We start from the raw sequence: 14,500 nt of genomic DNA, 5'->3' as shown, positions 1-14,500 counted from the left end.
GCGCCCGCATCCTGCAAGCGCGCGTGCGCCGGCAGGACCGCTCCGGCACCCGGCGAATCGCTGGTGCATGCGCAATCGCACGCTCCACCAGCTGCTCCAGGCGTTCACCGAGGACTCGGGCCTGCAGCTCGCTGCGGAGACGGCGCGCGGTGCCGAGATCCCGTTCGAGGTGATCGAGGAGCCCGGCGCTCGCAGCGCGCTCTACTGCTATCGGCCGCTCACCGGCAACTTCATCCGCTCGCGGATGGGGATCCTCGACCGGCTGCCGAGCTACCTGCCGGCCGCGCGCGCGATCGCCGCGATCGAGGGCATCGACGCCTACCTGCGCGCCCGCGGCGAGCCGCGGATACCGCCGGACGAGCGCGAGCGGGCCGACGCGGTCCTGCGCTCGTTCCTGTCCGCCGTCTACGCCGAGTCGAGCGAGTTCGGCTTCCAGCCCGAGCGCTTCGCCGCCGCCTACACGGAGCTGGAGACCGCGCTCTACGAGGGCCGTCAGGTCGCGCTCGTGCTCGCGCCGCTGCTCGGGCTCGCGCTCGAGTCCGACGAGGTCCCGCTCGGCGAGGGGCTCGCGCTCGTGCGCGGCGAGACGCTGCCCGACGCGCCGCCGGAGGCCGTGTGGTCGACGCCCGGCGAGGTCGAGCACGGCACCGTGCTCGCCGTCCTGACGCTGGAGGGCGAGCGCCTCGCCGGCCCGCCGCTGTCGACCGCGCGCGCTCGCTTCCGCCGGCTGCTGAGCGCGCTGCGGCTGTTCGACGAGGGCTCCTACGCGCTCGGTCCGCTCGCCTGGGCGCAGCTCGACGGCGGCCCGTGGCAGGTCGCGCCGCTCGGCGGCAGCGGCCGTGCGCGCGGCCGCACCGCGCTGACCGCCGACCAGGAGGACGAGCTGCGCGCCTTCTGCAGCCTCGTCGCGCGCCGCACCCCGCGTGCGGGCGAGGTCGCCTGGGCACTCGCCCGCTTCGAGATGGCGCGCGAGCGGCTGTCGCCGTTCGAGGCGCTGACCGACGACCTGCTCGCGCTGCGCGCGCTGCTGGAGCCCGAGGGCGCCGAGAGCGGCCGCCTCGCGCAGCGGCTCGCGGTCATCTGCGGGCTGCCCGAGGAGCGCGGGGCGCTCGCCGAGCGGGTCGCGCGCGCGGTCACGCTGGAGCGCACCGTGATCGGCGGTCTGGCGCAGCCCGAGGGCAGCGCCGAGGGGCTGCTCGATGAGCTGTCCGGCCACCTGCGCGCGCTGCTGCGCGACATACTCTGCGGCCACCTCGACTCGGACGTGCGCACGCTCGCGGACGAGCTGCTGGCCGAGGCCGCGGCCGAGCCGCTCGCCTCCTAGGCCGGCGCCGCGGCCGGGGCGCCGACGCCGACGCCGTCCGGCAGGACCGTCGCCGACCACGCGAGCGTCAGCTCCGCGCGTGGCGCGATCCGCAGCGCGGTGTCGTTCTCGATCGCCGCTGCGAGCCCGGTGGTCGGATGGCTGGAGGACGGTTCGAGGCCGACGACGTACGCCTCGCCGTGCCACGGCCAGCCGGTGCTCGCACCCAGCTCCTGCCACACCCACAGGTACGGCAGCACGTTGACGTCCCAGTCGAGCCGGAAGCCCGGTCTGCCGGCGGCGCCGATCTCGCACCAGCCGTCGGCGAGGCCGGTCAGGTAGAGCAGCTCGCTCGGCTCGCCGCGGGCGGGGACGCGCGAGAGGTCGATCGTGCCGCCGCCGGGCGCGGAGGCGTGCGGCCAGGCGAAGGAGGTCGGTGCGCCGGCGTCGTCGCGGTCGATCGCGATGCGCCGCCCGGTCGGCCCGACCGGGTCGGGATGGGGGAGGACCTGCGCGCCGTCGGGGACGCGGATCCGCATCCCCGGCTCCAGGAACGGCGGGCCGAAGACGACGTGCTGGCCCCACATCGCGCGCTGCTCGACGTCGCTCTCGTTGACGAGGCGCTGCTCGATCCGCAGCCGCGACTCGCCGCTGCGCAGCGACATCGTGCGCTCCAGCAGCAGCGGCAGGCGGCGCAGCCGCACGCGGAAACGGACCGCGATCTCGCTCGGCGTGTCGGCGACGATCTCGTGGTCCCACGGCACGAGGTGGACCTCGCCGTGCTGGCCGAACGCGGCGCCGCCGTGGCCCGACGGCGCGCCGGCGCTCGGCAGCACCTCCTGCCAGCCGCCGTGGTACCAGTCGAGGAACGTCGCGACGTCGTCGGCCGCGCTGGCCGGGCGGCGCGCGGGGTTCGCGAGCGGCGCAGGGCGCGCCCAGCAGAAGTCGAGGTCGAGCGGCTTGTACAGCAGCTCGATCACGTCGGCGCCCTTGCCGGCGAGCACCGAGACGCGCAGCAGCTCGTTCTCCAGCGCGACGAGCGCCATCCCCTCGACGCTCGACTCGGAGATCCGCGCGCCGTGGTTGCGGCGGGTGCGGTGGAGCTGGGCCGTCACGCGGCCGCCGTCGTCGCCGTCGTCGTGCGGGCGTGCGCGAGCGCATCCGCCCAACGCCGCGCGCGGCGCGTCAGCTCGGCAGCGTCGCCTGCCTCGACGGCGCTCGACGGGGCGAGGTCGCCGCCGGCGCCGACCGTCACGGCTCCCGCCGCGAGCCAGGCGCCGATGTTGTCCGCAGTCACGCCGCCGGAGGGCATGAACGCGAGTCGCGGGAACGGCGCGCGCAGCGCCTTCAGCAGCTCGATCCCCCCGAGGCTGGCGGGGAACAGCTTCAGCAGCTCGCAGCGGCGCGCGGCGGTCGCGACCTCGGTCGGCGTGAAGACCCCCGGGATCGCGGGCACGCCGGCCTCGTCCGCGACCTCGATCGCGGCGTCGCAGACGTGCGGGCTGACGAGGTAGCGCGCCCCGGCCGCGACCGCCTCACGTGCCTGCGTCTCGGTCTCGATCGTTCCGGCGCCGACCAGCAGCCGCTCGTCGCCCGCCAGCTCAGCGATCGCGGCCGCCGCGTCCGGCACGGTGTACGTGACCTCGATCGCCGTCACGCCGCCGTCAGCGAGCGCGCGGGCGGCGGCCACGACCTGCTCGGGCGCGGGCGCGCGCATCACGGCGACGATCCCGCGCGCGCGCAGGGCGGCGAGCGTCTCGGTCCCGGCGTTCGTCGCGGGGCTCATCGCACGACCTCCTCGGGTGCGTCGAGGCGTGCCAGCTCGGCACGCGTGGGAAGCGCCTCCCAGTCGCCGCGCGTGGTGCACGCGGCGGCGCCGCACGTGGCGGCGGTGCGGAGGCGGACGGCGAGCGGCGCGCCGGCGAGCAGCTCGGCGAGATAGCCGGCGGCGAACGCGTCGCCGGCGCCGACGGGGTCGACCGGCACGATCGGGACCGGCGCGACCGGATGCGTCCCCTCGGCGGTGACGGCGAGCGCGCCGTCGGCGCCGAGCTTGACGACCACGACGCGGGCGGCGGCGGCCTCGCCGCTTGCGCCGGCCCCGCGCAGCCAGGCGCCGAGCGCGGCGGGGTCGCCGGGCCAGCCGAGCGCCTGCGCCTCGTCGTGGCCGACGAAGACGTGGTCGGCGAGCGCGGCGAGCGCGAGCAGCTCGGGCGCGGCGTCCGCGGGCGCCCACAGCTTGGAGCGGTAGTTGACGTCGAACGAGACCGGCACGCCCGCCTCGCGCGCGATCGCGACGGCGGCGTGGACGGTCTCCCGCGCGCTCGGCGACAGCGCGGGCGTGATCCCCGTCAGGTGCAGGACGCCGGCGCCGGCGATCAGCTCGCGGTCGAGGTCGCCGGGGCGCAGGCGCGCGCCCGGGCCGCCGGCGCGGTAGTAGGAGACGCGGGCGCTCGTGGCGCTCGGCCGCTCCTTCAGCATCAGGCTCGTGGGGACCTCGGGGTCGACCGTCGCCGCGACGCGGACCCGTTCGGCGCGCAGCGTGCGCACGACCAGCTCGCCCAGCTCGTCGGCGCCGACGCGGCCGATCCACGTCGCGGGCGCGTCGAGCCGGCTGACGCCGATCGCCGTGTTCGACTCGGCGCCGCCGACCGCGAGCACCAGCTCGTGCGCGTGGCGCAGGCGCTCCGGCTCGCGGGTGGTCAGCAACGCGAGCGACTCGCCGAGCGTGACGAGGCCGGGGGTCTGCGGTGCGGGAAGCGGCATGGTCCGGTACTTTAGAACACCGTTCCAAACTGTGATGGCCGACTCCTCTCCCACACCCGCCGCCGCTTCCGCTCCCGCCCGCGCGACCGGCGAGACGAAGGCGCTCGTGAAGGCCGTCGCCGCGCTCGACGCGCTGCTGGAGCGGCCGGACGGCCTCGCGCTCGCCGAGCTGGCGCGCGCGACCGGCCTCTCGAAGCCGACGACGCACCGGCTGCTCGCCGGCCTGCTCGACGCCGGACTGGTGCGCTCCGCCGGCGACGGCCGCTACGCGCTCGGGTCGCGCTGCCTCGTGCTCGGCGCCGGCTTCCTGGCCGGGATCGACCTGCGGCGCGAGGCGCTGCCCACGCTGCACGAGCTGGCGGCCGAGACCGGCGAGACGTGCCACCTCGGCGTCCTCAGCGGGACCGAGGTCGTGTACATCGAGAAGGTCGACAGCCGCCACGCGATCCGGATGCACTCGCGCGTCGGCGCGACGGCGCCGGCGGTCAGCACCGGCCTCGGCCGCGCGCTCCTCTCGCGCGCGGACGCGGACGTCGTCGACGCGGTGCTCGCCGCGGCGGCCGGGCCGGACGGCCTGCTCCCGCAGCGCACGCCGCAGACGATCACCGATCCCGCCGCGCTGCGCGCGCTGCTCGCCGCCGCGCGCGAGGAGGGCGTCGCGATCGACGACGTGCAGAACGAGCCGGGCATCCGCTGCGTCGCCGCGCCGATCCTCGACCACGCCGGTGTGACCGTCGCCGCACTCTCCGTCTCCGGGCCCGAGACCCGCATCACGCCCGCCGAGGCCCAGCGTCTCATCCCGCTCGTGCGCGAGGCCGCACGGACCGCGTCGCGCCGCCTCGGCCACGCCTGAACGACGCCACGCATCGGATTTGCAGCCGGAGCCGGTGCGCTGGTATGGTCGCCGCACCGGTAATTGGGGTGTTGAGTTTGCCGGTAGTTCAGGCACACCACAACAGGGGGTTCAGATGTTCATGCGCAAGCGCGGCCTTGTCGTGGCCGCGATCGCGGCAGCGTCGGCCGCGGCGACCGCGGGGCCGGCGTCGGCCTCGATGTCGCCCGATCCGTACTCGACCAGCTCGGGCACCGGATCGATCTCGACCACGTCGGCATTCGGCGCGTCGTCGTGCTCGTTCTCCAGCATCGCGGCATCGGGGACCGGGAACGCCGACGGGGCGAGTCTGACGATTTCCAGCTTCATCGCCGCCTGCAGAGGCGTCATCTCCGCGGCGAGATTGAACAAGGCGGAGACGGTGTCGATAAACAGAGGTGCCGTCACCGTCAACACGGGCAAGCTATTCACGACGCTCTTCGGCACGTGCCTATACGTCGGCACGCTCACCGGGACGATGCCGAACGGCGGGAACAGCGCCGTCGTCAGCGGGACGTTGAATCTGTTCAGAACGCTAAGCGGGCTCTGCTCGGCCACCAAGTCGGCGAGAAGAACGATAGTCCTGCCGGGGGTCTCGATAAGTTGGTGAGCGGCTGACCCGCCAGCTGAAGGTTGCCGCGGGCTCGTCGCCTGGGGTAGCATCGGCGATCCAGCATCCGGGGTGACGGAGGGGAAGATGAACGTGCGTGCGTGCGTGGCGGCGGCGATCGCCGCAGCGACGGTGGCAACTGGCAGTGGAACCGCGACGGCAGCGATCGCGCCGGACCCGTACGCCACGACGACGGGCACGGGCTCGATGGGGCAGGCGACAGGGCCTCCGTGGTCGTGCCCGGTGAGCGGCATCTCGGCGACTGGCACCGGCACCGGCACCGGTGCACAGTTGAGAGTCAGCGGCTACACGATCGGGACGTGCAGCGGCATCGTTGCCGCGGTCGCTCAGCCCGAGACGATCACGGTCAGCAGCGGGAACGTCACGGTCAACACGGCGCTCCTAGTCACGAACAGCCTTGGCGGAAGATGCCTGTACACCGGCAGACTCACGGGGACGATGGTGATCGGCGGCAACAGCGCGACCGTCACCGGCACGATGAACCTGGTCGCAACGCTATCCGGGATCTGCACTGGAACGTTCAGCATGAGAAGAACGTTCACGTTCCCCTTCGCCTCGATCAGCTGGTGACCGTGACGCTGAGCTGCGACTAGGCGGCCGGCGCCCGCACGCGGAAGAGCGGGACGGGATGGTCGACGCCGCGCAGGCGGCGGGCGGGGAGGGGTGACCAGGCCCAGCGGTCGGAGGCGGTCGCGGCGTCGCGCGTCGCTCCGGCGGCGACGACGCTGCCGGAGCGGGCGACGCCGGTGATGCGGCTGGCGAGGTTGACGGGGCTGCCGTACCAGTCGCCCGCACGGCCCAGCACGGGGCCGGTCGCGACGCCCGCGCGCAGGCGCGGGAACTCCTCGCCCTCCGCGTCGGCGGCGGCGACGATCTCCAGCGACGTGGCCAGCAGCGCGTCGGGGTCGGGCGAGACGAGCATCACCGCGTCGCCGATCGACTTGACGAGCCGCACCGGCGGCTGCGCGGCCTCGACCGCCAGCTCCGTCAGCCGGCCCGCGATCGCGCCCAGCTCCTCCGCCGGCACGCGCTCGCCGAGCTTCGTGAAGCCGACCAGGTCGGCGAACGCGATCGACATCTCGACCGCGCCGAGCACGCCGCCGCGCACCAGCTCCGCACGCCCGACGACGTCGGTCCGCAGCTGGTCGCGCAGGTGCATGTTGAGGATGTGTTGCATCACGACGCCGAGCTGCGGCCCCAGCTGCGCGCTCGCGGTCGCGTAGCGGTCGCTCAGCTCGCGCTCGCCGATCCCCGGCTCCAGGAACGTGTCGCGCACGAGCGGGCGCAGCGTCGCGGCCACCCGCGCCAGGCCTTCGCCGAGCACGCGCGAGACCTCGAGGATGCCCTGCTCGGACAGGCCCGCGGCGTGGAACGCCTTCAGCCGCGCCGCCGTCTCGATGTCGCTCTCGGTCAGCACGCGGTCGTCGGGATCGGGGCGCGGCAGGCCGAGCGCCTGCCGGTGGCGCAGGATCAGCTCGACCGGCAGCCCGACGCGCGCGGCGACCTCGCGCGGGGTGTACTCCTCGGTCCCGAGCATCCGCTCGACCTGCAGCAGCGCGAGGCGGTCCTCGGCGGCGGCGCGACGCAGCTCGGGCAGCGGGACGCCCTCGGCGACCAGGCGGTCGAGCAGCGCGATCCGCTCGGCGCGCGCCTGCGCGTCGTCGTCGAGCCCCTCGAGCAGCCCCTCGGCGGCGTAGTCCGTCCCGTCCATCCGGCCTCGCAGACTAATGACTACGCTCCTGCGCGTGGAGATCGTCCAGACGCCGCTGGCGCTCGACCTGCTCGTCGTCTTCGTCGGCGCGATCAGCGGCGGGCTCGTCGCGGTCGTGCGCGGCTACGACGTCGCCGGGGTCGTCTCGCTCGCGATCGCGACCGGGATCGGCGGCAGCATGCTGCGCGACGTGCTGCTCAACCAGCTGCCGGTCGCGCTCGACAATCCCTGGTACCTCGCGACCGCGCTCGGCGGCGCGACGCTCGTCTTCTTCTTCGCCGGCACGCTGCAACGGATGGGCGCGGTCGTGCTGATCGCCGACGCGCTCCTGCTCGGCCTCTACGGCATCGTCGGCGCGGAGAAGGCGATCGCGAACGGGCTCGAGCTGCTGCCGGCGATCCTGCTCGGCCTGATCACCACGATCGGCGGCGGCGCGCTGCGCGACGTCCTCACCGGCCGCACCCCGGAGGTCTTCGAGAAGGGCGAGCTGTACGCGATCGCGGCGCTCGCGGGCGTGCTCGTCTTCGTCGGGCTCGACAGACTCGACGTGTCGCTGACGATCGCCGTCGTCGCCGGCACGGCGGTCACGTTCGCGACGCGGATCGGCGCGTGGCGACGGGGCTGGACGGCGCCGACCGCGATCGCGGCCGACGAGGCGCTGCTCGCGCGCCTGCAGACGGTCCGCAGAGCGCGCGGCGAGGGCGAGACGGAGGAGCGCGCGCGCCGCAGGCGGCGCTACCGCCGCGGCTCCTGAGCGGCGCCGGCGCCCGCGCCGGCGCCTGCGTCGACGTCGAACAGGAAGCGGTGGATCCGCACCAGCCCGCCGGCGTCGTGGACGTCCTCGTCGAGGTGCGGGACGAGCAGCAGCGGGACGCCGGCGCCGAGCCGCTCGGCGAGGTGCGCGACGTTCTCGCGGTCGCGCACGGCGAGCGCGTGCTCGTCGGCGAAGCAGTCGGCGACGCGGCGCGCGAGCGCGCCGGAGATGCCGGCCTCGGCGACCAGCCGAGCGGCGAGGTCGCCGCCGTCCTGCTCGCCGAGGTGGTCGTCGTGGACGCGGTTGACGATCGCGCCGCCGAAGCCCATCCGCGCCGACTTCAGCTTGCGGTGGAAGTAGATCGCCTCGTCGATCGGCTCGCGCTCGGGCGACGTGACGAGCAGGAAGCGCGTCGCCGGGTCGTGCAGCAGCGCGTCGACCTGCGCGGCGCGCGCTCTGAAGCCCTCCAGCAGCCCGCCGAGCAGGCGGAAGAAGGTCGACAGGTCGGTCAGCAGGTCGACGCCGGTGATCCGCTTGAGCACGCTCAGCGCGACGCCGGTCCCGCGGCCGAGCAGCTTCATCCCGACGCCGGACGGCCTCAGCAGCGCCTGCAGCGCGCGGCCCTCGAAGAACTGCGTCAGCCGGTCGGGGGCGTCGAGGAAGTCGAGCGCGTTGCGCGACGGCGGCGTGTCGAGCACGAGCAGGTCGAACTCGCCGCTCGCCGCGAGGTCGTGCAGCTTCGCGATCGCGGTGAACTCCTGCGAGCCCGCGACGGCGCCGGACAGCTCGCGGTAGATGCGGTTGGCGAGGATCTCCTCGCGCGTGCGGTCGTCGGGCGCGAGCCGCTCGATCAGGTCGTCGAAGGTGCGCTTGGCGTCGAGCTGGAGCGCCCACAGCTCGCCGTCGAGCGGGAGGCCGGCGGCGGCGAACGCGGCCGGCTCGACACGGTGCGGCTCGTTGCCGAGCGCGTCGAGCCCGAGCGCGTTCGCGAGCCGCTGCGCCGGATCGATCGTGACGACGCAGACCTTCAGCCCGCGCGCCGCCATCCCGGTCGCGATCGCGGCCGACGTCGTCGTCTTGCCGACGCCGCCCGAGCCGCCGCAGATGCAGACGCGCGTGCCGTCGAGCAGCGCGGCGACGCCCGTCACAGCAGCACGTCCAGGTGCGTCGCGAGCGCGTCGAGCCCGTCGCGGTCGACCGACGGCGCGAACAGGTACGGCAGCTCCAGCGGGTCGCTCGCGAGCCCGAGCGCGAGCCGCTGCACCTGCGCCCGCTGGGCGCGTGCGCGGACGTGCTCGGAGCGCGCCGACTCCAGCGCCACGCGCACGAGCGGGCTCGCGCCGCCGGCCTGCTCGGCGGCGCGGGCGACGGTCGCCGCCTGCCGCGGCCCGAGCCGGTCGGGCACGAGCGCGTTGACGATCGTCTGCGCCAGCTCGATCCCCAGCTCGTCGCGCAGCCGCTGCTGGAGCGACAGCGTCTCGTTGACCGGCATCTCCTCCGCCAGCGCGACGGCGACGACGCCGGTGAACGACGGGTCGGTGAAGCTCTCGTCGAGCGCGCGGCCCTGGCTGGCGATCGGGCCGACCTTCGCGATCTCGGCGAACGTGCGCGGGGTCTTCAGCGCGCCGACGCCGTGGCCGGTCGCGGCGGCGTCGACGATCACGAGGTCGTACGGCTCGCCGCCGGGCGTGCGGCGCTGCGGCTGCGCCAGCTCCCATGCCTTCCCGAGCGCGAGCAGCTCGCGCATCCCCGGCGTCGCGGAGACGAAGCCGTGGAAGGTGCGCGAGCCGGCGAGCAGGTCGCCGAACGGCCCGGCGCGCTGGACGAGGTACTCCTCCAGCGCGTGCTGCGGCTCGATCGAGATCGCGAACAGGTTCTCCTCCAGCTGCAGCTCGCGCGCGCCGCTGGAGCCGTCCGCGTGACCGAACGCGACCGCCGCGCGGTCCTGCCCCGTCAGCTCCGCGACGATCGTGCGCAGCCCGCGCCGCGCGGCGGCGATCCCGAGGGCGATCGCAACGGTCGACTTGCCGACGCCCCCCTTTCCGGTGACGTAGAGCAGGCGCTTGTCGGCGAGACCGGGCACGCGCACGTCAGCCTAGACCTTCGCGCGGAGGAGGAAAGCCCGGCCTGACTGCGAATAGAGGCGCGTATGGGTTTCCCGACGCATCGGAGTCACCAGTGACCGGCACGGCCAAGGTCATCGCCTTCGCCAATCAGAAGGGCGGCGTCGCGAAGACCACCACGACGCTCAACCTCGCCGTGGCCTTCTCCGAAGAGGGCCATCGCGTGCTCTGCTGCGACATGGACCCGCAGGGCAATCTGACGATGTCCCAGGGCATCGACCCCGACACGGTCGAGACGTCGATGTACGACGTGCTCGTCCATCACACCTCGATCCGCCAGGTCATCCGCCGCCGCGAGATCGACGTCGCGTGCGCGTCGATCGACCTCGCCGGCGCCGAGATCGCGATGTCGACGCAGATCGGCCGCGAACGCTCGCTGGAGAAGGCGTTTCGTGAGATCAAGGACGACTACGACTTCATCTTCATCGACACGCCGCCCAGCCTCGGGCTGCTGACGATCAACGCTCTGACGGCCGCTGACAAGGTGATCGTCCCCGTGCAGTGCGAGTATCTGTCGATGCGGGGGCTTCTCCAGCTCCAGAACACGCTCAAGATGATCCGCGAGAACCTCAATCCCGACGTCGACATCGAAGGCATCCTGCCGACGCTCGTCGACACCCGGACCCTCCATGCCAAGGAGGCGATCGAGCTGCTCGAGGAGAACTTCGGCGAGCGTGTGTTCGCGTCGCGGATCCGCAAGACGGTCCGTTTCGCCGAGGCGCCCGTGCAGGGCATGTCCGTGCTGAAGTACGAGCCTGACGGCATGGCGGCCCACGCCTATCGGCAGCTCGCGAAGGAGGTCCTCGACAATGGCGGCAAGTAGACGCGCGAGCATGAGGGAAGGCCCCCTCGCGGCACTCTTCCGGAGAACGGAGGAAGAGGGCGTCGAGGGGACTCCGGCCGCTGCGCCGGAGCAGCGCGCGACGGAGCCGGCCACGCCGGCGGCCGCCGCGACCCCGTCCGCTCCCGCCGAGCCCGCTGAGCCCGCGCCCGTCGAGGAGCGCCCGCATCCGTCGCTGCGCAGCGACGTCGTGCCGCCGCCCGTCGAGGAGCCGGTCGTGCCGCCGTCGCCGCAGGAGCGGCTGCGTCAGGCATTCTCCGCCGACATCCCCGAGAACATCATGGAGCCGGTCTCCTCGCAGCCGCCGCGTGACGTCTACGCGCGCGGTGAGGACGGGCAGGGCCTGCCGTCCGGCGCGTACAGCGCGAGCCGCGCGAGCGGCCCGGTGCTGCGCGTCGTCGGCGTCGGCGGCGGCGGCGTCAACGCCGTCAACCGGATGGTCGAGGCCGAGGTCAACGGCGTCGAGTTCCTCGCCGTCAACACCGACCTGCAGTCGCTGCAGCAGTCGGCCGCGCACCTGACCCTCCACATCGGCGCGAACGTCACGCGCGGGCTCGGCTCCGGCTCGGACCCGTCGCTCGGTCGCCAGGCGGCGATGGAGGAGTACGACAAGATCAAGGCGCTCCTCAAGGGCTCCGACATGATCTTCATCACCGCCGGCGAGGGCGGCGGCACCGGCACCGGCGCCGCTCCGGTCGTCGCGCGGATCGCGCGCGAGCTGGGCGCGCTGACCGTCGGCATCGTCACGAAGCCGTTCGGCTTCGAGGGCACGCGCCGCAGAGAGCAGGCCGACGAGGGCGTCGAGGCGCTCGCCGCCGAGGTCGACACGCTGATCGTCGTGCCGAACAACCGGCTGCTGTCGGTGCTCGACCGCGGCACGTCGATGGTCGAGGCGTTCCGCGTCGCCGACGACGTGCTGCGCCAGGGCGTCCAGGGCATCTCGGACCTCGTCACGCTGCCGGGGCTGATCAACCTCGACTTCGCCGACGTGCGGACGATCATGGCCGACGCCGGCAACGCGCTGCTCGGGATCGGCATGGGGACGGGCGAGCGGCGCGCGATCGACGCCGCCGAGCAGGCCGTCGCCTCGCCGCTGCTGGAGACCAGCATGGAGGGCGCGCGCTCGATCCTGCTGTCGATCACCGGCGGGCGCGACCTGTCGCTGTGGGAGGTCAACGAGGCCGCCAAGGCAGTGTCTGAAGCGGCCCATCCGGACGCGAACATCATCTTCGGCGCGATGGTCGACGAGAAGCTCGACGACCAGGTGTGGGTGACGGTGGTCGCGACCGGCTACGGCGAGCCGCGCGCGCAGCGCCCGGCGCGCGAGGAGCGCGGCGCCGACATCGGCAAGCCGCGCGACGAGTACCGCGGGCGCTTCGCGGCCGACCCGGCCGGCGAGGTGCGGGCGGCGCGCGTCAGCGAGCCGCGTCGCGAGCGCGCACCGGTGTCGACGCCGTCGCCGTCGCCGTCGCGCGAGCGCTCGCGCGACCGCGGCGAGCTCGACGTGCCCGAGTTCATCCCTCACCGCTAGCGCCGGACCCGCCACAGATGGCATCCTCCCGGCCGTGACCACGACCACGGCCGGGAAGGACTCCTCGCGCGGCTCGCGCGGCGTCGTCGCCGCGGGCCATCCCCTGAGCGCCGCGGCCGGCGCCGACGCCCTGCGGGACGGCGGCAACGCCGTCGACGCCGCGCTGGCGGCGATGCTGACGTCGTTCGCGGCCGAGCCGCTGCTGACCGGCCTCGGCGCCGGCGGCTACATGCTCGTCGTGCCGCCGCACGGCAGCCCGCAGCTGCTCGACTTCTTCGTCGAGGTGCCGGGCCGCGGTGCCGACCACGCCGCGCGCGCCGAGCTGGTGCCGGTCAGCGTCTCGTTCGGCGACGCGGTGCAGGTCTTCAATGCCGGCGCCGCCGCCGTCGGCACGTACGGCATGCCGCGCGGGATCTGCGACGCGGCGGAGCGCTTCGGGCGGCTGCCGCTGACCGAGCTGGCCGCGCCCGCGGCTGCGCTCGCGCGCGACGGCGTGCCGCTCAGCGCCGAGCAGGCGTACATCGTCGAGATCCTCGAGGGGATATGCCGCCTGACGCCGGAGTGCGAGGAGATCTTCGCGCCCGGAGGGCGGCTGCTGCGCGAGGGCGACGCGGTCGTGCAGCCGGAGCTGGCGGCGACGCTGGAGCTGTTGGCACAGGAGGGCGCGCGGCCGTTCTACGAGGGCGAGATCGCCGCCGCCGTGACGGCGCTGCTGGGAGAGCAGGGCGGCCTGCTGACGCGCGCCGACCTGGCCGCCTACGAGACGGTCACGCGGACGCCGGTGCGCGTCGCCTACCGCGGGCGCGAGGTCGTCTCCAACCCGCCGCCGTCGGCCGGCGGCACGCTGATCGGGTACGCGCTGGCGCTGCTGGAGCGGACGTGCGGCTCGCCGAGCCCCGAGCAGCTCGTAACGGCGATGGGCGCCGCGCAGGACGAGCGCACGCCCGCGTTCCTCGATGGGCTCGCGCAGGACGGCTTCCTCGATCGCTTCCTCGCGTCGAGACTCGGCTCGACGACGCACATCTCGGTGCTCGACGCCGACGGCGGCGCGTGCAGCGTCACCTGCTCCAACGGCGAGGGCGCCGGCCTGATCGCGCCCGGCACCGGCATCCACCTCAACAACATGCTCGGCGAGCAGGACCTCAACCCGCTCGGCTTCCACCGCTTCCCGCCCGGCCGCCGCCTGCCGAGCATGATGGCGCCGACGGTCGTGCTGCGCGACGGGCGACCGGAGCTGGTGCTCGGCTCCGCCGGCTCCAACCGCATCCGCTCCGCGATCCTCCAGACGATCGTGGCGGTCGTCGACCACGGGCTCGCCGCCGACGCGGCGGTGCAGGCGCCACGGCTGCACTACGAGGACGGGATCGTCTACGCCGAGCCGGGCGCGGAGACCGCGGCGCTGGAGGCGGCCGGTCGCACGATCGCCCGCTTCAGAGCGCGCAACCTCTTCTTCGGCGGCGTGCAGGCGGTCGAGCGCGACGCCGAGACGGGCGTCCTGTCCGGCGGCGGCGACCCGCGGCGCGGCGGAGCGGCGGTCATCGCATGAGACGGCTCGCGCTGAGCGCGCTGGTCGCGGTCGCGGCGCTGGCCGGCGCCGGCTGCGGCGGCGACTACTCGGACCTGATCGCGGTCAGACGCAGCGGCTCGCTCCCGGACGCGCGCGTCGACCTCGTCGTCAACGGCGGCGGCAGCGCGACCTGCGACGGCGGGGAGGAGCAGGATCTGCGGCCGAGACTGCTGCTCGACGCGCGCGACATCGTCAGAGAGCTGGCGCCGGAGATGGAGCAGAGCCGCGTGCTGCCGAGAGCGCCGAACTCGCTGCTGCGCTACGACGTCGTGACGGCCGACGGCGAGATCACGTTCAGCGACACCGACGGCGTGCGCGACCCCGACCTCGGGCGGCTCGTGCAGTTCGTCCGCAGAGCAGCGCAGGAGGTCTGCGGGCTCGACCGCTGAGCGGGCGCGAGCC

The 14,500-nt window shown here is 74.3% G+C and carries 15 protein-coding genes; 8 read left to right on the top strand and 7 right to left on the bottom strand.

The genetic code is table 11. The annotated features are described in order from the left end of the window. Window positions 1–67 precede the first annotated feature (67 nt). A complete protein-coding gene (locus CWOE_RS23500) occupies window positions 68–1,324 on the top strand; it encodes a hypothetical protein (protein ID WP_012936143.1) in 1,257 nt (418 codons plus the stop codon). On the opposite strand, the gene CWOE_RS23495 is transcribed toward CWOE_RS23500, so the two are convergent. Genes CWOE_RS23495 through CWOE_RS23485 form a run of 3 tightly spaced genes read right to left on the bottom strand, consistent with a single transcriptional unit; the run spans window position 1,321 to window position 4,069 of the window. Further along, the gene (locus CWOE_RS23495) at window positions 1,321–2,418 is read right to left on the bottom strand and encodes an aldose 1-epimerase (protein WP_012936142.1); all 1,098 of its coding nucleotides are present in this window, start codon (window positions 2,416–2,418) and stop codon (window positions 1,321–1,323) included. The genes CWOE_RS23500 and CWOE_RS23495 overlap by 4 nt on opposite strands. Then, window positions 2,415–3,089 (bottom strand): bifunctional 4-hydroxy-2-oxoglutarate aldolase/2-dehydro-3-deoxy-phosphogluconate aldolase, encoded by a 675-nt coding sequence (locus CWOE_RS23490; protein ID WP_012936141.1) that lies wholly within the window; start codon window positions 3,087–3,089, stop codon window positions 2,415–2,417. The genes CWOE_RS23495 and CWOE_RS23490 overlap by 4 nt, the downstream gene beginning before the upstream one ends. Further along, entirely contained in the window at window positions 3,086–4,069 is a 984-nt protein-coding gene (locus tag CWOE_RS23485; RefSeq protein WP_012936140.1) for a sugar kinase, read from the bottom strand. The genes CWOE_RS23490 and CWOE_RS23485 overlap by 4 nt, the downstream gene beginning before the upstream one ends. A gap of 34 nt (window positions 4,070–4,103) precedes the next feature. Here CWOE_RS23485 and CWOE_RS23480 point away from each other — a divergent pair, with 34 nt between their 5' ends. Further along, entirely contained in the window at window positions 4,104–4,922 is an 819-nt protein-coding gene (locus CWOE_RS23480; RefSeq protein WP_012936139.1) for an IclR family transcriptional regulator, read from the top strand. Window positions 4,923–5,033: 111 nt separating this feature from the next. Here CWOE_RS23480 and CWOE_RS23475 read toward each other — a convergent pair whose 3' ends face one another. Further along, a complete protein-coding gene (locus tag CWOE_RS23475) occupies window positions 5,034–5,750 on the bottom strand; it encodes a hypothetical protein (RefSeq protein ID WP_148261128.1) in 717 nt (238 codons plus the stop codon). A 43-nt stretch (window positions 5,751–5,793) separates the two neighbouring features. Here CWOE_RS23475 and CWOE_RS23470 point away from each other — a divergent pair, with 43 nt between their 5' ends. After that, a complete protein-coding gene (locus CWOE_RS23470; RefSeq protein WP_041730868.1) occupies window positions 5,794–6,141 on the top strand; it encodes a hypothetical protein in 348 nt (115 codons plus the stop codon). Window positions 6,142–6,160: 19 nt separating this feature from the next. On the opposite strand, the gene CWOE_RS23465 is transcribed toward CWOE_RS23470, so the two are convergent. Beyond that, entirely contained in the window at window positions 6,161–7,282 is a 1,122-nt protein-coding gene (locus tag CWOE_RS23465; protein WP_012936136.1) for an adenylate/guanylate cyclase domain-containing protein, read from the bottom strand. A 34-nt stretch (window positions 7,283–7,316) separates the two neighbouring features. On the opposite strand from CWOE_RS23465, the gene CWOE_RS23460 reads away from it, so the two are divergent. After that, entirely contained in the window at window positions 7,317–8,036 is a 720-nt protein-coding gene (locus CWOE_RS23460; RefSeq protein ID WP_049793378.1) for a trimeric intracellular cation channel family protein, read from the top strand. On the opposite strand, the gene CWOE_RS23455 is transcribed toward CWOE_RS23460, so the two are convergent. Next, entirely contained in the window at window positions 8,018–9,184 is a 1,167-nt protein-coding gene (locus CWOE_RS23455) for an ArsA family ATPase (RefSeq protein WP_012936134.1), read from the bottom strand. The two genes, CWOE_RS23460 and CWOE_RS23455, sit on opposite strands and share 19 nt — an antisense overlap. Then, on the bottom strand, window positions 9,181–10,119 hold the full coding sequence (locus CWOE_RS23450; protein ID WP_160165559.1) for an ArsA family ATPase: 939 nt from the start codon (window positions 10,117–10,119) through the stop codon (window positions 9,181–9,183). The genes CWOE_RS23455 and CWOE_RS23450 overlap by 4 nt, the downstream gene beginning before the upstream one ends. Before the next feature lie 95 nt (window positions 10,120–10,214). On the opposite strand from CWOE_RS23450, the gene CWOE_RS23445 reads away from it, so the two are divergent. The 4 genes from CWOE_RS23445 to CWOE_RS23430 all read left to right on the top strand — a co-directional run bounded on the left by CWOE_RS23445 (window position 10,215) and on the right by CWOE_RS23430 (window position 14,487). Beyond that, a complete protein-coding gene (locus tag CWOE_RS23445) occupies window positions 10,215–10,982 on the top strand; it encodes a ParA family protein (RefSeq protein ID WP_012936132.1) in 768 nt (255 codons plus the stop codon). 403 nt (window positions 10,983–11,385) lie between these two features. Then, on the top strand, window positions 11,386–12,531 hold the full coding sequence (gene ftsZ / locus CWOE_RS23440; protein WP_041733420.1) for a cell division protein FtsZ: 1,146 nt from the start codon (window positions 11,386–11,388) through the stop codon (window positions 12,529–12,531). 34 nt (window positions 12,532–12,565) lie between these two features. Then, a complete protein-coding gene (locus CWOE_RS23435; protein WP_012936130.1) occupies window positions 12,566–14,077 on the top strand; it encodes a gamma-glutamyltransferase family protein in 1,512 nt (503 codons plus the stop codon). Then, window positions 14,074–14,487 (top strand): hypothetical protein, encoded by a 414-nt coding sequence (locus tag CWOE_RS23430; protein ID WP_012936129.1) that lies wholly within the window; start codon window positions 14,074–14,076, stop codon window positions 14,485–14,487. Before CWOE_RS23435 ends, CWOE_RS23430 begins: the two co-directional genes overlap by 4 nt. The last annotated feature ends 13 nt before the right edge of the window (window positions 14,488–14,500 follow it).

Source organism: Conexibacter woesei DSM 14684, assembly GCF_000025265.1.
Classification (GTDB): Bacteria; Actinomycetota; Thermoleophilia; order Solirubrobacterales; family Solirubrobacteraceae; genus Conexibacter; species Conexibacter woesei.
This window is presented reverse-complemented; position numbering and strand designations above follow the sequence as displayed.